Here is a 21344-nt window from a genome sequence, read left to right as displayed (position 1 = left end):
TTGCCGGCGCCGGGCGCCTCATTATGCGCCTGTTGCGCGCGGGGCGGCCGCCAGGCGGCGGCCGGACGCGCTCACAGGGGCTTGGACAACTGTTCCAGGATGGCGGGGTTTTCCAGCGTGGAGACGTCCTGCGTGACTTCCTCGCCCTTGGCGACCACGCGCAGCAGGCGGCGCATGATCTTGCCCGAGCGCGTCTTGGGCAGGTTGTCGCCGAAGCGGATGTCCTTGGGCTTGGCGATGGGGCCGATTTCCTTGGCCACCCAGTCGCGCAGCGTCTTGGCGATGGCCTGGGCCTCGTCGCCTTCCGGACGCGTCCGCTTGAGGACCACGAAGGCCACCACGGCCTCGCCGGTCGTGTCGTCCGGACGGCCCACCACCGCGGCTTCGGCCACCATTTCGTGAGCCACCAGCGCCGACTCGACCTCCATCGTGCCCAGGCGGTGGCCCGACACGTTCAGCACGTCGTCGATGCGGCCCATGATCCAGAAATAGCCGTCCGCGTCGCGCTGCGCGCCGTCGCCGGCCAGGTAATAGCCGCGCAGTTCGGGCGGGAAATAGCTTTTCTTGAAACGCTCCGGGTCGCCCCAGATGTTGCGGATCATCGCGGGCCACGGCCGCTTGATCACCAGGAAGCCGCCATTGCCCTGTTCGACGTCGGCGCCGGTCTCGTCGACGATGGCCGCCGCGATGCCCGGCAGGGGCAAGGTGCACGAACCCGGCTTGGTCGGCGTGGCGCCCGGCAGCGGGGTGATCATGTGGCCGCCGGTCTCGGTCTGCCACCACGTATCCACGATGGGGCAGCGCTCGCGGCCCACGTTCTTGTGATACCACATCCAGGCTTCGGGGTTGATGGGCTCGCCCACCGTGCCGATGATGCGCAGGCTGTCCAGGTCGTAGTTCTTCGGATGCGCTTCGGGCGAGGCCTCGGCCGCCTTGATCAGCGAACGGATCGCGGTGGGCGCGGTGTAGAACGTGGTGACCTTGTGGCGGGCGATCATGTCCCAGAAGCGGCCGGCGTTCGGATAGGTCGGCACGCCTTCGAACACCACCTGCGTCAGGCCGGCCGCCAGCGGGCCGTAGGTGATGTAGGTGTGGCCGGTGACCCAGCCCACGTCGGCCGTGCACCAGTACACGTCGTCCTTGCGGGCGTCGAAGGTCCACTTCACCGTCAGCAGCGCCCACAGCAGGTAGCCCGCCGACGAATGCTGCACGCCCTTGGGCTTGCCGGTGGAGCCGGAGGTGTAGAGGATGAACAGCGGGTGCTCGGCGTTGACCGGCACGGGCTCGCAGGTGTCGGCCTGGCCGGCTTCCACGTCGTGCATCCAGAGGTCGCGGCCTTCGTTCCACTGCACCTTGCCGCCGGTGCGGCGGTACACGATGACCTTGGAGACGCCCTCGCAGCCGCCCATCGTGAAGGCCTCTTCGACCGCGGGCTTCAACGGAATGGTCTTGCCGCCGCGCACCTGCTCGTCGGCGGTGATGACCAGCGAGGCGCCCACGTCCATGATGCGCTCTTGCAGGCTCTTGGCCGAGAAGCCGCCGAACACCACCGAGTGCGTCACGCCCAGGCGCGCGCAGGCCTGCATGGCGACCACGGCTTCGATCGACATCGGCATGTAGATGATGGCGCGGTCGCCCTTCTTGTAACCCAGCGCGGCGATGCCGTTGGCGAAGCGGCACACGCGGGCCAGCAGTTCGCGGTAGGTGACCTTGTCGACCTTGCCGTCGTCGGATTCGAAGACGATGGCGGTCTTGTCGGCGTTGCCATTGGTCAGGTGCACGTCCAGGCAGTTGGCCGAGACGTTCAGTTCGCCGTCGCCGAACCAGCGGTAGAACGGAGCGTCGGATTCGTCGAGGACCTGCGTGAACGGCTTGGTCCACTGCAGATTGTCGCGGGCCTGCCCGGCCCAGAATCCGTCGAAATCGTTCTCGACCTGCGCGCACAGCGCGTTATAGGCTTCCATGCTGGGAATGGCGGCGCCCCGCGCCGCGCGTTCGGGCGGCGGAAAAACGCGGGTTTCCACCAAGACGGACTCAATAGCGTTCGACATGATCTTTGTCTCCAATCGGTGATTCTGTTGTTTATGCCGCTTTTTTATTACCCACCTGCAACCGTATCGCCACGCTCTTACGGGCACCTTACGCAAAATGCGGGCCGGAGCCCGCAATGGCGCAGGAGCGCGGAGCTTCGGCAATGCCGGTCTCGGGCGAGACAGGCCGGAAGGCATCGAGCTGGCGGCATGCACAAGCAAACTGCGCACCGGCGCCGCTTAGCGAAAGCGGCGCCGCTGGGCAGACCGTAAGGATAGCAGCCGCGGCCCCGCTTCCGCGAGCCGCGGGCTTCACGCCGCCTGCCGGGCCAGGCCGCGCTTCATGTCCACGCGCGACAAAAGGATGAGGCCGCCCACGAAGAACAGGCCGGTCACCAGGATCGCCAGCCGGTGGTTGCCGTGCGTAGCCCACGTCACCAGGCCGTAGGTCAGCGGGCCGATCACGGCGGCCAGTTGCACCGAGAAGGTCCAGAGCGAAAAGAACTCGGCCAGCCGGCCCGCGGGCGCGAGCGCGCCGGTCATGGCCCGGCCCGCGCTCTGGGTGGTGCCCATGCACAGCCCGGCCAGCGTGGCGGCCACCCAGAACACCGGCGCCGTGACGGCGGCGTAGGCCACCAGCACCATCGCGATCCAGCCGACCAGCGTCATGGCCAGCGCGGGCTTGTGCCCGATGCGGTCCTGCACGTAGCCGAACGAGAACGCCCCCGCCGCCGCGCCGATGTTCACGGTGAACACCAGCAGCATGATCTGGGGCGTGGTGAAGCCCATGACTTCCGAGGCGTACACGGCCGCCAGCGTGATCACCACCGAAATCCCGGCCTGGTAGCAGGCGATGCACATGAGCAGCCGGCGGAATTCCGGAAAGTGCTGCCCGGTTTCGCGCCAGGCATAGGCCAGGCGCTTGAACATGTGCAGCGCCTCGGGCTGGCCGGCCTGCGGCTTCGCGCGTTCACGCAGCAGGAAGAACGACGGCAGCGCCGCCAGCGCGAACACCGAGCAGGTGACGACGATGACCCAGGGCACGAAATGCTCGGCCGTCGCGCCGCGCGCCTCCGCCAGCGTCACGACGACCAGCGACAGGCCCAGGGTGAGCATGCCGCCGCAATAGCCGAAGCTCCAGCCCCACCCCGACACCCGCCCCAGCGCGGCGGGCTTGGCGAGTTCGGGCAGGAAGGCCGCGACCACGGATTCGCCCACGCAATAGCAGTAATTGGAGATGACGATGGCGGCCAGCGCCAGCCAGACGTCGCCGGGCCCCGCCTGGGTCAGCACCAGGGTGGCGGCGACGCAGCCCACCGTGCTCGTGTAGAGCAGGCGGCGCTTGCCCGCGCGCGCGTCCGCGCGGGCGCCCAGACTGGGCATGGTCAGCATGATGAGCAGATAGGACAGCGACAGGGCCGCGGTCCAGGCCAGCGTGGCCCACGGGGCGCGCCCGCCCACCACGCCGACGAAATAGGTGCTGAACACCGCCGTGAGGATCACGGTGGTGTAGCCGGAATTGGCGAAGTCGTACATGGCCCAGGCCCAGACTTCGCGTTTGGCCACGCCCGGATTCAGGGGGCTGTCGCCCCCCGCTCCGGCGTCCTGCCTCGGCAGGCTCATAGCCCCAGGGCGGCGATGCCTGCTTGCGCGATCTGCACGTCTTCGGTCGACTTCACGCCCGACACGCCGACCGCGCCCACCACGTGGCCGCCGGCCACGACCGGCACGCCGCCTTCCAGCAGGCCGTCGATCAGCGGGGCCGACAGGAACGAGTAGCGGCCGTTGTTGATCATTTCTTCGTAGACGCGCGACTCGCGGCGGCCCAGCGCGGCGGTCTTGGCCTTCGCGGGAGCGATGTGCGCCGAGATCGGGGCGGCATCGTCCAGGCGCAGCATGCCCAGCAGGTGGCCGCCATCGTCGACCACGGCGATGGTGACGGCCCACTTGTTCTGCAGGGCGTGTGCTTCGGCCGCGGCCAGGACTTTCTTGACGTCTTCGGCGCTCAGCACGGGTTTGGTATTCATTGCAGCGACTCCTTGATCTGTTCCAGGGCGGTTGGGTCTTCGATGGTCGTCAGGTCCCCGGGATCGCGTCCTTCGCATACCGCGACGATCGCGCGGCGCAGCACCTTGCCGGAACGGGTCTTGGGCAACGCGCCCACGAACCGGATCCGGGCGGGCCTGGCCACCGCTCCGAGCTGATCTTCCACCAGCCGCATGATATCGCCTTCCAGTTGTTTTGCCCCCTCCGGCGTTTCGGCGCCGGCGGGATTCTTCAGCACGGCGAACGCCATGGCCACCTGCCCCTTGAGCGCGTCCGCCACGCCCACCACCGCGCATTCGGCGATGAGGGCATGGCTGTTGACGGATTCCTCGATCTCGCGCGTGCCCAGCCGGTGGCCCGCCACGTTGATCACATCGTCCGTGCGACCCAGAATGAACCAGTAGCCGTCATCGTCCACCAGGCCCCAATCGAACGTGGAATACACCTGGCGCCCGGGGATGGACGTGAAGTAGGTCTGCACGAAGCGTTCGTCGTCGCCCCAGATGGTGGACATCGCCCCCGGCGGCAGCGGCGGCACGATGGCCACCACGCCCTTCTGGCCGGGGCCCAGGTCCTCGCCGGTGGATTCGCTGACGATGCGCGCGTCGAAGCCGTACACGGGAAAGGACGGGCTGCCGTAGCGGGTGGGCACTTGCTCCACGCCCGGCTGGGCCGAGAGGATCGGCCAGCCCGATTCCGTCTGCCAGTAATTGTCGATGATGGGTTTGCCCAGGCCGCTGGAAATCCATTGCGCCGTCGGCTCGTCCAGGGGCTCGCCCGCCAGGTACACCGCGCGCAGCGACGACAGGTCGTGCTGCTTGAGCAAGGCCGGATCCTGGCGCTTGAGCACGCGCACCGCGGTCGGCGCCGAAAACAGCGTGTTGACCTCGAACTGTTCCACCAGCTTCCACAGGATCGCGCCATCGGGCCGCACCGGCGTGCCTTCGTACAGCACCGTGGCCTGCCCGCCTATCAGGGGACCGTAGACGATATAGGAATGGCCCACCACCCAGCCGATGTCGCTGGTGCAGAAGAACGTATCGCCCGCCTTCCCGTTGAAGATGTATTCCATGGACGAGGCCAGCGCCACGGCGTAGCCGCCCGTGTCGCGCTGCACGCCCTTGGGGCGGCCGGTGGTGCCGGAGGTATAGAGGATGTAGCTCGGTTCGGACGATTCCAGCCATTCGACCGGCACCCGGGCGCCGCGGTGGCGTTCGCGCAGGGTCGCGTAGTCCAGGTCGCGCCCCGCCACGGGCTCGAACGGGGCCAGGCCGCGGTCGAACACCACGACCGAGGCCGGCGGCGTCTTGGCCAGGGCCAGCGCCCGGTCCAGCAGCGGCTTGTAGGGCACGACCTTGCCGGCGCGGGACCCGCCGTCGGTGCAGACGACGACCTTGGGCGCGGCGTCGTCGATGCGCTGGGCCAGGTTGACCGAGGCAAAACCGCCGAACACGACGGAATGCACCGCCCCGATCCGGGCGCAGGCCAGCATCGTGAACACCGCCTCCGGCACCATCGGCATGTAGAGCAGCACGCGGTCGCCCCGTCCCACTCCCAGTTCCTTGAGCATGGCGGCGGCGGCATTGACCTCTTCGAAGACGTCCTGGCGGGTATAGACGCACTCGCGGTCCACCTCGGTGGACACCCAGATCAGGGCCGGCGCGTCGGCCTGGGTCGGCAGCCAGCGGTCGACGGCGTTGTAGCAGAGGTTGGTCCGGCCGCCCGTGAACCATTTGGCGAACGGCGGCCGGGAGAAATCCAGCACAGACTCGAACGGCGTCTCCCAATGAATGCGGCCGGCCTCTTCCCGCCAGAATGCATCGCGATCGTGCACTGAGCGGTAATGGAAATCCCGGGTTTTTTGCATTTATGTCTCCTGTTATCGTTCGTAAGCCTTAAGACTGATTGCTTTCTTTTTGGATCTTTCGGTCATTTTGGTAGGCGAACCTTGCACGAGGCTTGCCGCAAGTCAAAAAGTTCCACCAGGCGTCCACGCTGCATGGACATTTAAGCCGGTAACGTAGCGAACCGGTCTTGAAAGTTTGGTAGAATCCCCGCGAAGTTGTACAAAAATGTTGATTTTGCTGACATCTCGGCCAGATTCACGGCGAATCCCGTGTTTTTTGCCGTTATCCGCAAATCATCCCCTGGCGAATGCATCGACACTCCACACGCGCGCGACAGAATTCATCCACTGGCCAGGCAACTCGCGGTCTGCGTTTGCTGGCGCTGGTAGCGTGCGTGGCGGGTCTGGCAGGTTGTGCCGGTATGAACCAAAAGTCAACCGCCTATACGTCGGAGATCGACCCCTACGAAATGGAGTGGGTCGCCACCGCCGATGACCCCATCGGCATGCTGGTGGTGCATAAGTTCAAGCGCGAACGCCAGCAGGCCCACACGGGCGTGAACAGCGACAACGCCATGGTCAGCGAAGCCCTGAACTACCTGGGCATCCGCTACCGCTTCGGCGGCACTTCCCCCGATACCGGATTCGATTGCAGCGGGCTGGTCAGCTACACGGTCGAACGCTCGCTGGGCCTGAAACTGCCGCGCAATGCCGCCGACATGGCGCAACAGGGCATCGCCGTCAACAAGAACGAACTGAAGGCCGGCGACCTGGTCTTCTTCAATACGCTGGGCCGCCGCTATTCGCACGTCGGCATCTACCTGGGCGACGACCGCTTCGTGCACTCGCCCAGCGCCGGCGGCGTGGTCCGCGTCGAAAGCATGGCCATGACCTACTGGGCCAAGCGCTACAACGGCGCGCGCCGCCTGGACAACAGCCTGATGGCCTCCGCGCGCGCGGCCAACTGATCCCCCGCGCCCGGCTCTTCGTACAAGACAAGCAAAACGCCGCCGGACTTTCCAGTCCGGCGGCGTTTTCGTTTCTCTTCGCGGCTTATAGGCCGCAGGCCGTTTCGGCCTCCCCAGTTTTCTTGTCCGGCCGCGGCAGGCGGCGGCCGCTGCTTAGTGCACCGTGCCCGCGCGCGAGCACAGGCCGCATTGCTGCAAGGCCTGCTGCATGCTGCATACCGAACGCCGACAAGCCACGACCCGGATGCCGCCGCGCTGCGCCGCGTTGCGGAAGGTCTTCATGACGTTGTGGCCCAGGAAGTCGGTCAGCAGGATGACCAACTGGGTGCCCGAAGGCAGTTGCAGCGTCTTCTTTTGATGCGAAGGATCACGTCCGCTGATGTGGTGCGTGATCGAAATATTGTGTCCTTTGAGAAGGTCGGGAATGTTGCCGAGGCGGTCGGCCCCCACTACCACTGCACTGAGTCCTGCCGTCATGATGAACCTCACTGGGTCGTTGAGACTAGGTGTAATGATAATGATTCCTATTGTTTAGTCAACTTAAATGAGATCAGTTCTTATTTAATTATTTTTATGAGCCTGCGTGGAGGGATAGCGAGATCTCGCGCCGCCGGAAAAAAAACGGCGCCCGAAGGCGCCGCGCTGGTTCGCATGCGGGAAGGCCGTGGGGCGCCTACTTGGACGTGCCCTGCACGGCTTCCGTCACCACGGCCCGGGTGAGGGACGGCGCCAGCATTTCCAGGAAGGTGTAGACGTAGTCTCGCAGGAACACGCCCGCCTTCACGCCCACGCGAGTCGTATGCGTGCCGAACAGATGGCCCACGGGCAGCCCCACCAGGTTCGAGTCGCGCCGCGGATCGTAGGCCACGCCGGCGATGATGCCGATGCCCAGGCCCACGTCGACGTAGGTCTTGATCACGTCGGCGTCGATGGCTTCCAGCACGATGTCCGGATGGATGCCCTGGTTCGCGAAGATCTCGTCTATGGTGCTGCGGCCGGTGAAGGCGCGGTCATAGGTCACGATGGGGAATTCGGCCAGTTGCGCCAGCGACAGCCGCTTGGCTGCGCTGGAAGTCAGTTCGGCCAGCGGATGGTCCGGGCGCACCACCACGGTGTGCTCCCAGGCATAGACCGGCAGCGTTGCAAGGCCGGGCGTGAGCGCCAGCGATTCCGTCGCCAGCGCCAGGTCGGCCTGTTCGTGCAGCACCATTTCCGCCAGTTGCGCGGGGCTGCCTTCGGCCAGCGACAGGTGCACCTTGGGGAATTGCTTGCGGAACGCGGGAATGACCCGCGGCAGCAGGTAGCGCGCCTGGGTGTGCGTGCAAGCGATCACCAGCCCGCCCTCGTCGCGGCGCGCGAACTCGTCGCTGACCTTCTTGAGGTTGTCCACTTCGCGCATGATGCGGTCGATGACCTGCGATACCGCCAGGCCCGGCTTGGTCAGCCCTTTGATGCGTTTTCCATGCCGTTCGAAGATCTTGATGCCCAGTTCGTCTTCGAACTCGATGATCGCCTTGGATACCCCCGGTTGGGAGGTGTAGAGCATCCGGGCGGCTTCGGTCAGATTGAAGTCGCGCCGGATGGTTTCCCGCACGAAACGAAATTGCTGCAGGTTCATGAATTGGCCCCTGATAGACGGACCAATTATAAGTAATAAGGACGCCTTGTTATATGACTTATTTATATAAGCTTAGGTGCAAGACGTCCCCCTTTCAGCGCATCGTAATCGTGGTGTTCACGCTCTTGGCATGGGCCGACCAGCGCGCGGTGACCGTCTTGGTCTGCGTCCAGAACTGCACCGCCTGCTTGCCGTTGGGGCCCAGGTCGCCCAGCTTGGAGCCGCGCGAACCGGTGAAGCTGAACCAGGCCACCGGCACCGGAATCGGCACGTTGATGCCCACCTGGCCCACGTCGATATTGTTCTGGAAGTAGCGGGCCGCGCCGCCGTCCTGGGTGAACAGCGCAACGCCGTTGCCGTTGGGGTTGCGGTTGATGAACGCCACCGCGTCCTCCAGCGTTTCGGCGCCCACCACGCACAGGACCGGGCCGAAGATCTCTTCGGTGTAGATGGTCATGTTTTCGCTGACGCCGTCGAAGATCGTCGGGCCCACGAAGTTGCCCTGCTCGAAGCCCGGCACTTGCAGGTTGCGGCCGTCCAGCAGCAGCTTGGCGCCCTCGTCCACGCCTTTCTGGATCAGGCTCTCGACGCGCTTCTTGGCATTGGGCGAAACCAGCGGGCCCAGGTCGGCCGCGCGGTCGGTGCCGGAATTGACCTTGAGCTTCTTCGCGCGCTCGACGAAGTCGGGCAGCCAATTGCGCGCGTCGCCGACCAGCACGGCCACCGACGAGGCCATGCAACGCTGGCCGGCCGCGCCGAAGGCGGCGCCCAGCAGTTGGTTCAGCGCGACTTCGGGATCGGCGTCCGGCAGGACCACGCAGTGGTTCTTGGCGCCCATCATGGACTGGCAGCGCTTGCCCGCGGCCGACGCGCGGTTGTAGATCTCGGTGCCCACGCGGGTCGAGCCGATGAACGACACGGCCTTGATGTCGGGGTGTTCGCACAGGCCGTTGGCGGTTTCCGGACCGCCGTGCACGACGTTCAGTACGCCCGGCGGCAGGCCGGCTTCCAGCGCAAGCTGCGCCAGGAACAACGAGGCCGTCGGATCCTGTTCGGAGGGCTTGAGCACGAAGGTATTGCCGCAAGCCACGGCGATCGGGAACATGAAGCAGGGCAGCATCACGGGGAAGTTGAACGCGGTGATACCCGCGCACACGCCCAGCGGCTGGATCAGCGTATAGACGTCGATGCCCGACGCGGCGTTTTCGGCGTATTCGCCCAATTGCAGGTTGGCGATCGAGCAGGCGTGCTCGACCACTTCCAGGCCGCGGCCGACCTCGCCCTCGGCGTCCGGCAGGGTCTTGCCGTGCTCGCGGGTGATCATCTCGGCCAGCTTGCCGGTATTGGCGCGCAGCAGCTCCTGGAACTTCAGCATGACGCGCATCCGCATGCCCTGCCCGCTGTTGCGCCAGGTCTGAAAGGCCTCCTTGGCGTTGGAGACGGCCAGGTCCAGTTCTTCGCGGGTGGCGAAGGGAACCTTGGCGACGACCTCCTGGGTGGCGGGATTGATCACGTCTCGCCATTCGGTGGTTTTGGACTGCACTAGCTTGCCGCCGATCAATAGCGGAACGCGCGGGACTTCACTCATTTGATGCTCCTCACACTGCATGGTCGATGCGGATGGAATCCGCGTACATGGATATTGGGGCGCCGGCGGCAATGGCCTGCCGGCGCCCCCGGGTTTACTTCTTGACCAGCGGGCAGCTCGAATCCGCCAACGGCTGGAAGGCTTCGGCGGCCGGAATGGTGGCCACCAGCTTGGAATAGTCCCAGCCGCCCTTGGACTCGGACGGCTTTTTCACTTCATACAGGTACATGTCGTGGATCACGCGGCCATCGGGACGGATGGAAGCGTTGCGCATGATGGGATCCTCGATGGGCAGCGCGCGCATCTTGTCGGCCACCACCTTGCCGTCGGTGCTGCCGGAAGCGGCGACCGAGCGCAGGTAGTGCCGCACGCTGGAGTACACGCCGGCCTGCGTCATGGTGGGTTTCAGGCCGCGGAAGGCTTTCTCGAAGCGCGTGGACCACTGGCGCGTGGCGTCGTCGTAATCCCAGTAGAAGCCGTCCACGTAGGACAGGCCCTGGGCGCTTTCGAGGCCCAGCGCGCGCAGGTCCGACAGGAAGATCAGGAGCGACACCAGGCGCTGGCCGCCGGCCACGATACCGAATTCGCGCGCCTGCTTGACCGCGTTGACCGTGTCCTGACCGCCGTTGGCCAGCGCCACGACCTGGGCCTTGGAGGCCTGCGCTTGCAGGAGATAGGACGCGAAGTCGGGCGCGTTCAGGGGGTGGCGCACGCTGCCGGCCACGGTGCCGCCCAGCGCCTGCACGGCCTTGGCCGTGTCGGCTTCCAGCGAGTGGCCGAAGGCGTAGTCCACGGTGATGAAGTACCAGGACTTGCCGCCCGCCCTCACCGTGGCCTTGGCGCCGCCGGCGGACTGCGAATAGGTGTCGAACATCCAGTGGAAGCCGACGGGCGAGCATTCCTTGTTGGTCAGCGCCGTCGTGGCCGGGCCGGAGAACATCACGACCTTGTTCTTTTCGCGGGCGATGCCCTGCACCGCCAGGGCCACGGCGGAGTTGGTCAGGTCGGCGATGGCGGTGACGCCGTCGCGGTCGAACCATTCGCGCGCCTTGGCCGCGCCCACGTCCGCCTTGTTCTGGTTGTCCGCGGACACCAGGTCGATCTTCATCCCCTTGCACTCCGCGGCCAGGCAGTCGTCGATCGCCAACTGCGCCGCCGCCACCGAACCCGCGCCCCCCATGCCGGCATAGGTGCCCGACATGTCCGTCAGAATGCCGATCTTCACTGGCGGCTTGTCCGCCGCGTGCGCCTGGGCAACCAGGGCGGCGCCCAGACACAAACCTACGGCCAGCCCGCGTGCGTGCAATTTCATGGATTTGTCTCCTGAGTTTTATGCGTTATGGCGCCGTCTTTGCGGCCTGCGGTCCCCCGGAACATCGCCCCAGGGTCTGCCAACCCAGTGTAGATGTGTGAAAATCAACGAGCAACACCAGAAATGCACATTCCTTGTGCAAAAATAACCGATAGAATTTCTGGCCCGCCGCGCACCGAGCCGCGGGGGCCTGGAGCGCCGGATCGTGCTTGACTGGGACAGCCTGCGGTATTTTCTCGAAGTGGCCCGTACGCAGCGGGTCAGCGCGGCCGCGCGCAAGCTCGGGGTGGAACACACGACGGTGTCGCGGCGCATCCGCGCGCTGGAAGCCGAACTGGAAACGCTGCTGTTCGAGAAGTCGCGCAGCGCCGGATTCATGCTGACGGAAGACGGCCAGCGCCTCTTCGTCCACGCGGAGCAGATGGAAAGCACGGTGCATTCCGCCCGCGAGAACCTGTCGGGCATCGGCCAGGCGCTATCGGGCCACCTGCGCATCGGCGCCACCGAGGGCTTCGGCAGCTACGTGCTGACGCCCCTGGCCGCCGATTTCCAGCGGCGCTATCCGCACATCACGCTGGACATCCTGCCGGTGCCGCGCTTCGTCAGCCTGTCCAAGCGCGAGGCCGACCTGGCCATCACCATCGAACGGCCCCAGCGCGGCCCCTATGTATGCAGCAAGCTGTGCGACTACACGCTGCGCCTGTACGGCACGCCCGGCTACCTCGCCCGCCACCCGTCGATCGCGTCGCGCGCGGACCTGGCCGACCATACCTTCATCGGCTACGTGGACGAGCTGCTGTTCAGCGAGCGCCTGCGCTACCTGGAAGACCTGCTGCCCGCCAGCAAGGTGGTGCTGCGCAGCACCAGCGTGGTCGCGCAGTACCACGCCGCGTTGCAGGGCCAGTCGCTGGCGATCCTGCCCTGCTTCATCGCCGCGCAGGACCCGCGGCTCACGCCCGTGCTGGAAAACGAAGTGGAGATCACGCGTTCGTTCTGGATGTACTGCCATGAAGACCTGCGCAAGCTCAAGCGCGTGACGGTCCTGTGGGAGTTCATCCGCAAGTCGGTGCTGAAGAACGCCGACCTGCTGGCCGGCAGGCGCGGCGCGATGAAGTACCTGCCGTGACCGCCGCGGGCCGCCCCAGGGCGGCCCGGAACCGCTACGCGCTGTTCTTGGGTGCCTTCACCCGCAGGCGCCGCATCAGCAGGAAGACGGTCAACATGGCCACCGCCCCGTGGATGGCCCACACGCCCACGCCGAAGCTGAGCTTGCCGCTGGAGATCCAGGCGCGCGACAGGTTGATGAGGTTCATATACAGCAGGCCCACCAGGCCGGCGATGAGCAAATCGCCCGAACGCCCCAGGCGCGGATTCACCGCGCCCAGCGGGATCGCCAGCAGCGCCAGGTTCAGCGCGGCCAGCGGCAGCGAGATCCGCCACATCACCTGCGACCAACTGCTGTCGGTGTTGTCCTCCATCAGTTGCATGGTGGCGCGCGCCTTGGAGGACCGCTCCGCGGCGGCGCGGGCCTCGGCCACCGGGTCGCCGCCCGCCTTGCTTTCCAGGCGCAGCCCGTACTTGTCGAAATGCACCAGCCGGATCTCGGGCGTGCCCGGCTTCAGGTCGTAGCGGTGGCCTTCGCCCAGCACCAGGAAGCGGTCGCCGTTGGGCAGCGTTTCGCTGTGCGCCCTGCTGGCGGTCAGCACGCTCAGCCATTCGGGCCCGATTTCGCGCGCGAACACGTTGCCCAGTTCGTCGCTGGGTTCGAGGGGGTCTTCCGCGAAGAACACGCGGTTGCCGCCGGACGATTCCGCGAATTGCCCGGCCGTGACCTTGGACAGGTCCGAGCGCTGTTCGAAACGTTCGTGGTATTCGCCGATCTGGCGGTAGGCCCAGGGAGCCGCCACCAGCGTCAGCCCCGCCACGGCCAGCGCCACGGGAACGGCGACGCGCAGCACGGGCTTGAGCCAATCCGCCAGGGACAGGCCGCTGGCGAACCACACCACCATTTCGGATTCGCGGTAGTTGCGCGTGACGGTGGTCAGGACCGCGATGAAGACGGAGACCGCCAGGATGGTCGGCAAGGCGGTGATGGTCGACAGCGCGGCCAGCACCAGCACCACGTCGGCTCCGATGCTGCCTCCCGCGGCTTCGCCGAGCAAGCGCACGAGCAGCACGCTGAGCCACACGACGAGCAACGTGGAAAAGACAACGCCAGCGTGACTGATGATCTCGCTGACGACGGAGCGTTTAAATAGAGACATGGGAGAATATGCGGGATAATCGACCGCATCATACACAGACGCACACGGGAAACCCTCATGGAATTTAGCACACAGACCACCGCTTCCCTGCACCAAGTCAAAACCGCCGCCCTGGCCGTCGGGGTGTATGCGGAAGGCGTGTTGAGCCCCGCCGCCGACCTCATCGACCGTGCCTCCAACGGCGCGGTGCGCTCGGTGGTCAAGGCCGAGTTCCGCGGCCGCGCCGGCTCCACCCTGACGCTGCGCAACCTGCCCGGCGTGACCGCGCAGCGCGTGGTGCTGGTGGGCCTGGGCAAGCAGGAAGAATATTCGGCCCGCGCCCACGCCTCCGCCGAGCAGGCCTTCGCCTCGGCCTGCGTGGCCGCCCAGCTCGCCGAAGGCGTGTCCACGCTGACCGCCAACCCCATCGCCGACGTCGCCATCGTCGCCCGCGCGCGCAGCGCGGCCATCGCGGCCGGCAACGCCGCCTATCACTACGACGCCAGCTTCGGCAAACCCGACCGCGACGCCCGCCCCAAGCTCAAGAAGATCGTCCAGGTCGTCGAACGCGCCGACGCCGCCCAGGCCCAGAAGGGCCTGCGCGAAGGCGGCGCCATCGCCAACGGCATGGATCTGACCCGCACGCTGGGCAACCTGCCGGGCAATATCTGCACGCCCGCCTACCTGGGCGAAACGGCCAAGCGCCTGGCGCGCGAGTTCAAGTCGCTGAAGGTCGAAGTGCTGGACAGGAAGCAGGTCGAGGCGCTGGGCATGGGCTCGTTCCTGTCCGTCGCCCGCGGCTCAGACGAAGCGCTGCGCTTCATCGTGCTGCGCCACGCCGGCAACAAGGCCGCCAAGAAAGGCGCGAAGGCCGCGCCGGGCCCCATCGTGCTGGTCGGCAAGGGCATCACCTTCGATGCCGGCGGCATCTCGCTCAAGCCCGCCGCCACCATGGACGAAATGAAGTACGACATGTGCGGCGCCGCCAGCGTGCTGGGCTCGTTCCGCGCCCTGGCCGAACTGGAGCTCCCGCTGGACGTGGTCGGCCTGATCCCCGCTTGCGAGAACCTGCCCAGCGGCAAGGCCAACAAGCCGGGCGACGTCGTCACCAGCATGGCCGGCCTGACCATCGAAATCCTGAACACGGACGCCGAAGGCCGCCTGGTCCTGTGCGACGCCCTGACCTACGCCGAACGCTTCAAGCCGTCCGCCGTCATCGACATCGCCACCCTGACCGGCGCTTGCGTGGTCGCCCTGGGCAACGTCAACAGCGGCCTGTTCTCCAAGAACGACGCCCTGGCCGACGCGCTGGCCGCCGCCGGACGCGCATCGCTGGACACCGCCTGGCGCATGCCCATGGACGACGCCTACCAGGAACAGCTCAAGTCCAACTTCGCCGACCTCGCCAACATCGGCGGCCCTCCGGCCGGCGCGGTGACGGCGGCCTGCTTCCTGTCGCGCTTCGCCACGGCCTATCCCTGGGCCCACCTGGACATCGCCGGCACGGCCTGGCGCGGCGGCAAGGACAAGGGCGCCACCGGCCGCCCCGTGCCGCTGCTGATGCAATACCTGCTGGACCAGGCTTGACCCGCCTGGAACGGTATCCGGCATGACGCGCATCGATTTCGCCTTCGGCGCGCCCGACCGCTTGCGCATGGCCTGCCAGGTCGTGCGCAAGCGCTACCTGGCGGGCCAGCGGCTGGTGGTGTACTGTAAGGACGGCAGCCGCCTGGCCGCGTTCGACCGCATGCTGTGGGCGTTCGACGATACGTCCTTCGTGCCGCACGTGCTGGCCAACGACCCGCTGGCGGCTGAAACGCCGGTGGTGCTGACCGCGGGGGATCCGCAGCAGGCCGCGGCGGCGGCAAGCCAGGGCGGGCAGCCCCCGCCCTCCTGGCTGCTGAACCTGGACAACGACTGCCCGCCCGGGTTCGACGCCTTCGAGCGCCTGCTGGAAATCGTCTCCGACGATCCCGAGGACAAGCAGGCCGCGCGCCAGCGCTGGCGCGTCTACCAGGGCGCCGGCCATACGCCGCACAGCCACGACCTCAGCCGCCAGCAGCCGGACGGCTGATCGCCTCACCGGCGCTGGCGCGCCCCCGCCCGCCGCGCCATCTCGACTTTCGGGAATTCCCATGCCCTCTCGCCTCAACGACCCCGGCATCCCCACCCTGACCCAGCGGGCCGAGCCCGTGCTTCACGTCCCTTCTTCCGGCGGCGGCGCGCAGGCGCCGGTGCTGACGGAACTGGCCGGCGGCGCCGGGCCGGAGTACCCTGAAGATGCGTTTCCGGTGCTGACCGAAGTGGCGGAGCCCGCCGGCGCGGCGCCGTCCGTCCCGCCGCCCGACACGACCGTCCTGAGCGCCCGCCTGCAAGCCGAGGTGGAGCAGCTCATGCGGGAGGCCCTGGCCGACGCCGTCGAGCGGATCCAGGCCCGCATGGACGCGGAGCTGCCGGACATCGTCGCCCGCGTGCTGCGGGACGTAAGGCCGGGTTGACCCCTCTGGAACCTCGGCCCGGCCTCTGGTCTAATTCTTGGCAAAAACTGGATTCTTCAGGGAACTGTAAGGTATCCTTCCCCTCTAAGCCTACTGGGCAACCATTACTCTGCCGCACACAGGAGTTCTCCATGAACGAATATCGTCCGTCCCCTTTTAACCGTTCCGGCGCGATGGCCGGCGCGCCGGGCGAGGTCGCGCGCAACAAAGTCCTGCGCAACACCTATTGGCTCCTGGCGCTCTCGCTGATCCCCACCGTGCTGGGCGCCGCCGTGGGCCTGTACACGGGCGTCAACCGCGTCATGGGCGCCAGCCCCGGCCTGTCCGCGATCGTGTTCCTGGTGGGCGCGTTCGGCATGATGTTCGCCATCGAAAAGAACAAGAACAATTCGCTGGGCGTCGTGCTGCTGCTGGCCTTCACCTTCTTCATGGGCATCATGCTGTCGCGCCTGCTCGGCTTCGTCATGGGCATGAGCAACGGCTCGCAGCTCGTCATGACGGCCTTCGGCGGCACCGCGGTCGTGTTCGGCACGATGGCCACGCTGGCCACGACCATCAAGCGCGATCTCTCGGGAATGCAGAAATTCCTGTTCATCGGCGCGGTCGTCATCATTGTGGCGGCCCTGGCCAACATCTTCCTGCAACTGCCGGCGCTGATGCTGACCATCTCGGTCATGGCCATCGTCATCTTCTCGGCGTTCATGCTGGTCGACCTGCAGCGCGTGGTCAACGGCGGCGAAACCAACTACGTGTCCGCCACGCTGGCCATCTACCTGGACGTCTACAACGTCTTCTCGAACCTGCTGATGCTGCTGGGCATTTTCGGCGGCAACCGCGAGTAATCGCCAGCAGCCAAACCTGCTCAAAGGGCCTACATTCGCATGTAGGCCTTTTTTTATACAAGCCATGCCAGACCGCCGCCGCTTCCTCCAGACCGCCGCCGGTGCCGCCCTGATCGGCCCGTCCTGGGCCGCCCGCGCGCTCGGCCAGCCGGGCCCGATGCTGGCCCGGACCATCCCCTCCACCCGCGAGGCGCTGCCCGTCATCGGCCTGGGCACCGCGGACACCTTCAACGTGCCGCCCGGCGACGCCGCCGCCATGGCGCCGCTGGCCCAGGTGCTGGACACCTTCCTGCGGGCCGGCGGCACCCTTATCGACACCGCGCCCAGCTATGGCCAGGCCGAGGCCGTCACGGGCGCGCTGCTGGCCCGCGGCGGCGGCCTGCGGCCGCGGACCTTCCTGGCCACCAAGGTCAGCACGCAAGGGCACGAATCGGCCATGCGCCAACTACGGCAGTCCCAGAAGGCGCTGGGCAGCGACAAGCTGGACCTGGTCCAGGTGCACAACCTGATCGACACCGCCAACCAGTTGGCCCTGCTGCGCGACCTGAAGCGGCAAGGCGTCATCCGCTATGTCGGCATCACCCATTACACCGAGTATGCGCACGACGAACTGACGGCGCTGGTCGAGCGCGAGCGGCCCGATTTCCTGCAGGTCAACCTGTCGGTCGGCGCCCGCAACGCCGAAAAACGCCTGCTGCCCGCGTGCCAGGCCAACGGCGTCGCGGTGCTGATCAACCGGCCGTTCCAGGACGGGGCGCTGTTCCGCCAGGTCAAGGGCATGGCGCTGCCGGCGCTGGCGGCCGAGATCGACTGCACGTCCTGGGCGCAGCTCTTCCTGAAGTTCATCATCGGCCATCCCGCCGTGACGGCCGTCATCCCCGCCACTTCCAAGCCGGCCAACATGGCGGACAACGCCCGGGCGGGCTTCGGGCGGCAGCCGGACGCCGCCCTGCGGGAACGCATCGCCGCCCTGCTGGCCTGAAGCCATGGCGGCCCAGAGCACCCTGCGGGGCCGGGCGGCGCAAGCGCTGGGCATACGCGCCGGCGAACTGGCCCCGGCGGCTTGCGGCTTCGCTTTTTTCTTCTTCCTGTTCTGCGGCTATTTCATGCTGCGCCCCATCCGCGAGACGATGGGCATCCAGGCCGGCGTCGACCAGTTGCAATGGCTGTTCACCGCCACCTTCGTCGCCATGCTGGCCGTCGTGCCGCTGTTCGGCTGGCTGTCCGCCCGCGTGCCGCGCGCCACGCTGGTCACCTGGGTCTACGCCGTCTTCGCCCTCACCATGGCGGGTTTCGCCGTGCTGCTCCATCTGCGGCCCGGCAGCGTGTGGGCGGCGCGCACGTTCTACGTCTGGCTGTCGGTGTTCAACCTGTTCGTCGTGTCCATCGCCTGGAGCCTGATGGCCGACGTGTTCCGCATGGATTCCGCGAAGCGCCTCTTCGCCCTGATCGCCGCCGGCGCCAGCGCGGGCGGGCTGTCCGGCCCGCTCCTGGGCGGCCTCCTGGCCGGCGTCCTGGGCCCCGCCGGCCTGCTGCTCCTGTCCGCGCTGCTGCTGACCGCCACGCTGCCGCTCAAGCGGTGGCTGCTGCGCTGGCGCGCGGCCACCCGCGAGGACACGGCGCCGGACGACATGGCGCGCCCCATCGAGGGCGCCGTCCTGGCCGGCATATCGCGCATCTTCCAGTCCCCCTACCTGATGGGGATCTCGCTGCTGGTGATCCTGCTGGCCACGCTGAGCACCTTCCTGTACATGGAGCAGGCGCGGCTCGTGGCCCACGCCTTCCCCGACACGGCGCAGCGCATCCGGGTCTTCAGCACGCTGGACTTCGCGGTGCAGGCGCTGTCGCTGCTGTCGCAGGTCTTCATCACCGGCCGCGTCGCCGCGCGGCTGGGGCTGCGCTTCCTGCTGACCGCCGTGCCGCTGGCGGTGGCGGCCGGGTTCCTGGTCCTGGCGGCCTATCCCGTGTTCGACGTCCTGGCCGCGGCCATGGTCTTGCGCCGCGTCGGCGAGTACGCGCTGATCAAGCCGGGCCGCGAAATGCTGTTCACCGCGGTGCCGCCGGAAGACAAGTACAAGACCAAGAACGTCATCGACACGGTGGTCTACCGGGCGGGCGACGCGGCCAGCGGCTGGGTCAAGGCGGGCGTGGACATGCTGGGCTACGGGGCGGCGCTGATCGCGCTGCTGGGCGCCGCCTGCGCGCTGGGCGCCGCCGCGGTGGGCTATGGGCTGGGGAAGCGCGCCGACGCGCGCAAGCCCGTCGATTATTAGGTTTTATCGAATACGCATATCACTGGACCAAACGGATTCCCCGGGCCGCCGCCGCACAATGGCACCGCCCTCAACGCCATGGGAACCGCCATGAACCGCACCGCCACCGCCACCGCCCGCATTGCCGCCCTGTCGCTTTGCCTGGCCGCGCCCCTCGCGCTGGCCGACTACCCGGAACGCGCGATCACGCTGATCGTGCCCGCCGCCGCGGGCGGCAATGCCGACATCACCGCCCGCCTCATCGGCCAGGAAATGGGCCGCCAGCTTGGCCAGCCGGTGGTCGTGGAGAACCGCGTCGGCGCGGGCGGCCGCATCGGCACCCAGGCCGTGGCGCGGGCCGCGGCCGACGGCTACACCATCGGCTACGCCCACGTCGGCACGCTCGTGCTGCACCGCTTCCTGTTCAAGCAGCAGCTCTACGACCTGGACCGCGACATCGCGCCGATCGGCCTGGTGGCCGAAACGCCCAACGTCATCGTGGTGAACGCGGCCTCGCCCTACCGCGACCTGAAGAGCTTCATCGACGCCAGCCGCGCCCAGCCGGAACGCCTGACGATGACCTCGGCGGATCCCGGCACGACCAGCGAGGTCGGCGTGAAGCTCTTCATCGCCCAGACCGGCGCCGCCGTGCGCCAGATCCCCTACAAAGCCACCGCCGCGCAGTTGTCCGACCTGCTCGGCGGCCACGTCGATTCCATGATGGAAAACCTGCCGCCCCTGATCGGCAACCTGAAGGACGGCCGGCTGCGCGCGCTGGCCGTCACCACCCGGACCCGCGCCGCCTCCAACCCCGACGTGCCGACCGTGGCCGAACAAGGCTATCCCGACTACGAGCAATCGGCCTGGAGCGCCCTGGTCGCGCCCGCCGGAACGCCCCCGGCCGTCATCGCCCGCCTGAACGCGGCGATGAACCAGGCGCTGCGCTCGGACAGCGTGGGCAAGGAACTGCGCAGCCGCTCCCAGGAGCCCCTGGGCGGCACGCCGCAAGACGTACAGACCCAGATTCGCAAGGAGCTGCCCAAATGGGAAGGCATCATCAAGGCCGCCGGCACGACGCTGGATTGATCGAAACCCCGCCGCGCCTGGGAGGCCCCGCATGGCCACGGTAAGCCGCGAGGACTTTTCCTGCGCCGCGGCCACGAACGAGTCGGCCTACCGGCGCGTCACGGTCCCGGTGCTGAAGATCGAAGCCGGGCCGGGACCGGCCATCGCACTGATGGCGGGCGTGCACGGCGACGAATGGGAAGGCCAGGCCGCCATCCTGGACCTGTGGCACCACCTGCCGGGCATCCTGCAGCGCGGCACGGTCTACCTGCTGCCCGCGGTCAACGCCGAGGCCTCGCTGGCCGGCACGCGGCTGTCGCCTTCCGACGGCGGCAACCTGAACCGCGCCTTCCTGGGCGCGCCGGCGCGCGGCTACACGGAAAGCGTGGCCGCCGCGCTGGAGGCCCGGCTGCTGCCGCGCATACAGGCGCTGGTGGACGTGCACAGCGGCGGCGCCTCGCTGCGCTACCTGCCCTCCTCGGTCATCACGCGCTACGGCGACGACCCCTACGATGCGCGCCTGCCCGCGCTGGCGCGCGCCTTCGGGCTGGCGCATTGCGTGTTCTTCCGCGGCGGCGAAGCGGGCTCCATGCCCGCCGCCGCCAGCCGCCACGGCGTGTTGCGACTGAGCGCGGAAATCGGCGGCGGCCGGGAAACGAGCGGCGGCCTGGTCGAACGCTGCCGCGACGGCCTGCTGGGCTGCCTCGGCGAACTGGGCCTGCTGCCGGGCAGCCCTCCGCCGCGCAATCCGGAGATCCGGCTCTACGATCTCGACGCGCCGGCCGCCACCTTGCGCGCCCGCGAACCCGGCGTATTCGTCCCCGGCGTCGAACTGGGGCAGTCGGTGGCCGCCCGCCAGCGCATCGGCCGGCTGATCGAGCCCGCCCGCCCCGACACCCCCGCCCGCGCGCTGGTCAGCCCGCAAGCGGGCACCGTCGTCTGCCTGCGCGCCATCGCCCGCAGCGGCGACGGCGATTGCCTGGTCCAGATCGCGCCCGCCCTTCCCCTGGATTCCCTCTCGTCGAGGTATTGAAGA

Annotated in this window: 19 protein-coding genes; 10 read left to right on the top strand and 9 right to left on the bottom strand. The window is 67.5% G+C overall.

The features are described 5' to 3' along the window. Positions 1-71: 71 nt before the first annotated feature. From acs to AVE30378_RS16415, 4 genes are all read right to left on the bottom strand, one after another. Positions 72-2051, bottom strand: a complete 1980-nt coding sequence (acs, locus tag AVE30378_RS16430; protein ID WP_129241936.1) for an acetate--CoA ligase — start codon at positions 2049-2051, stop codon at positions 72-74. A gap of 291 nt (positions 2052-2342) precedes the next feature. Continuing rightward, positions 2343-3653, bottom strand: coding sequence for an MFS transporter (locus tag AVE30378_RS16425; protein ID WP_129241935.1), 1311 nt, complete (start codon positions 3651-3653; stop codon positions 2343-2345). Then, positions 3650-4057, bottom strand: coding sequence for a heme-binding protein (locus AVE30378_RS16420; RefSeq protein ID WP_129241934.1), 408 nt, complete (start codon positions 4055-4057; stop codon positions 3650-3652). The genes AVE30378_RS16425 and AVE30378_RS16420 overlap by 4 nt, the downstream gene beginning before the upstream one ends. Next, complete coding sequence (locus AVE30378_RS16415) at positions 4054-5943, bottom strand: propionate--CoA ligase (protein ID WP_129241933.1); 1890 nt, start codon at positions 5941-5943, stop codon at positions 4054-4056. The genes AVE30378_RS16420 and AVE30378_RS16415 overlap by 4 nt, the downstream gene beginning before the upstream one ends. Positions 5944-6230: 287 nt before the next feature. Here AVE30378_RS16415 and AVE30378_RS16410 point away from each other — a divergent pair, with 287 nt between their 5' ends. Further along, entirely contained in the window at positions 6231-6890 is a 660-nt protein-coding gene (locus AVE30378_RS16410; RefSeq protein ID WP_165360206.1) for a C40 family peptidase, read from the top strand. Between the two features lie 153 nt (positions 6891-7043). On the opposite strand, the gene AVE30378_RS16405 is transcribed toward AVE30378_RS16410, so the two are convergent. The 4 genes from AVE30378_RS16405 to AVE30378_RS16390 form a co-directional block, all read right to left on the bottom strand. Next, the gene (locus AVE30378_RS16405) at positions 7044-7367 is read right to left on the bottom strand and encodes a DUF2325 domain-containing protein (protein ID WP_039883953.1); all 324 of its coding nucleotides are present in this window, start codon (positions 7365-7367) and stop codon (positions 7044-7046) included. A 196-nt stretch (positions 7368-7563) separates the two neighbouring features. Then, complete coding sequence (locus tag AVE30378_RS16400; protein ID WP_129241932.1) at positions 7564-8508, bottom strand: CysB family HTH-type transcriptional regulator; 945 nt, start codon at positions 8506-8508, stop codon at positions 7564-7566. A 94-nt stretch (positions 8509-8602) separates the two neighbouring features. Beyond that, the gene (locus AVE30378_RS16395) at positions 8603-10096 is read right to left on the bottom strand and encodes a CoA-acylating methylmalonate-semialdehyde dehydrogenase (RefSeq protein WP_129241931.1); all 1494 of its coding nucleotides are present in this window, start codon (positions 10094-10096) and stop codon (positions 8603-8605) included. Between the two features lie 94 nt (positions 10097-10190). After that, entirely contained in the window at positions 10191-11408 is a 1218-nt protein-coding gene (locus AVE30378_RS16390) for an ABC transporter substrate-binding protein (protein ID WP_129241930.1), read from the bottom strand. 205 nt (positions 11409-11613) lie between these two features. Between AVE30378_RS16390 and AVE30378_RS16385 the strand changes: the two genes are divergently transcribed. After that, the gene (locus tag AVE30378_RS16385; RefSeq protein WP_129241929.1) at positions 11614-12534 is read left to right on the top strand and encodes a LysR family transcriptional regulator; all 921 of its coding nucleotides are present in this window, start codon (positions 11614-11616) and stop codon (positions 12532-12534) included. A 34-nt stretch (positions 12535-12568) separates the two neighbouring features. On the opposite strand, the gene lptF is transcribed toward AVE30378_RS16385, so the two are convergent. Then, a complete protein-coding gene (lptF, locus tag AVE30378_RS16380) occupies positions 12569-13672 on the bottom strand; it encodes an LPS export ABC transporter permease LptF (RefSeq protein WP_129241928.1) in 1104 nt (367 codons plus the stop codon). 57 nt (positions 13673-13729) lie between these two features. Here lptF and AVE30378_RS16375 point away from each other — a divergent pair, with 57 nt between their 5' ends. From AVE30378_RS16375 to AVE30378_RS16340, 8 genes are all read left to right on the top strand, one after another. Further along, a complete protein-coding gene (locus AVE30378_RS16375) occupies positions 13730-15238 on the top strand; it encodes a leucyl aminopeptidase (protein WP_129241927.1) in 1509 nt (502 codons plus the stop codon). A 22-nt stretch (positions 15239-15260) separates the two neighbouring features. After that, positions 15261-15725: a DNA polymerase III subunit chi gene (locus AVE30378_RS16370; RefSeq protein WP_129241926.1), complete on the top strand. Its 465-nt coding sequence runs from the start codon at positions 15261-15263 to the stop codon at positions 15723-15725. Positions 15726-15786: 61 nt separating this feature from the next. Next, the gene (locus AVE30378_RS16365) at positions 15787-16149 is read left to right on the top strand and encodes a hypothetical protein (protein WP_129241925.1); all 363 of its coding nucleotides are present in this window, start codon (positions 15787-15789) and stop codon (positions 16147-16149) included. 131 nt (positions 16150-16280) lie between these two features. Further along, positions 16281-16991: a Bax inhibitor-1/YccA family protein gene (locus AVE30378_RS16360; protein ID WP_129241924.1), complete on the top strand. Its 711-nt coding sequence runs from the start codon at positions 16281-16283 to the stop codon at positions 16989-16991. A gap of 64 nt (positions 16992-17055) precedes the next feature. Then, on the top strand, positions 17056-17973 hold the full coding sequence (locus AVE30378_RS16355; protein ID WP_129241923.1) for an aldo/keto reductase: 918 nt from the start codon (positions 17056-17058) through the stop codon (positions 17971-17973). Positions 17974-17977: 4 nt separating this feature from the next. Next, positions 17978-19264, top strand: coding sequence for an NTP/NDP exchange transporter (locus AVE30378_RS16350; protein WP_129241922.1), 1287 nt, complete (start codon positions 17978-17980; stop codon positions 19262-19264). A gap of 90 nt (positions 19265-19354) precedes the next feature. Continuing rightward, positions 19355-20329 carry a Bug family tripartite tricarboxylate transporter substrate binding protein gene (locus AVE30378_RS16345; RefSeq protein WP_129241921.1) on the top strand — a complete coding sequence of 325 codons (975 nt, stop codon included), beginning with the start codon at positions 19355-19357 and terminating at the stop codon, positions 20327-20329. 31 nt (positions 20330-20360) lie between these two features. Next, a complete protein-coding gene (locus tag AVE30378_RS16340; protein WP_129241920.1) occupies positions 20361-21341 on the top strand; it encodes a M14 family metallopeptidase in 981 nt (326 codons plus the stop codon). Positions 21342-21344 lie beyond the last annotated feature (3 nt).

The sequence above is a fragment of the Achromobacter veterisilvae genome, assembly GCF_900496975.1.
Classification (GTDB): Bacteria; Pseudomonadota; Gammaproteobacteria; order Burkholderiales; family Burkholderiaceae_B; genus Achromobacter; species Achromobacter veterisilvae.
The sequence above is the reverse complement of the archived record's forward strand: the minus strand, read 5'-3'. Positions and strand labels throughout refer to the sequence as shown.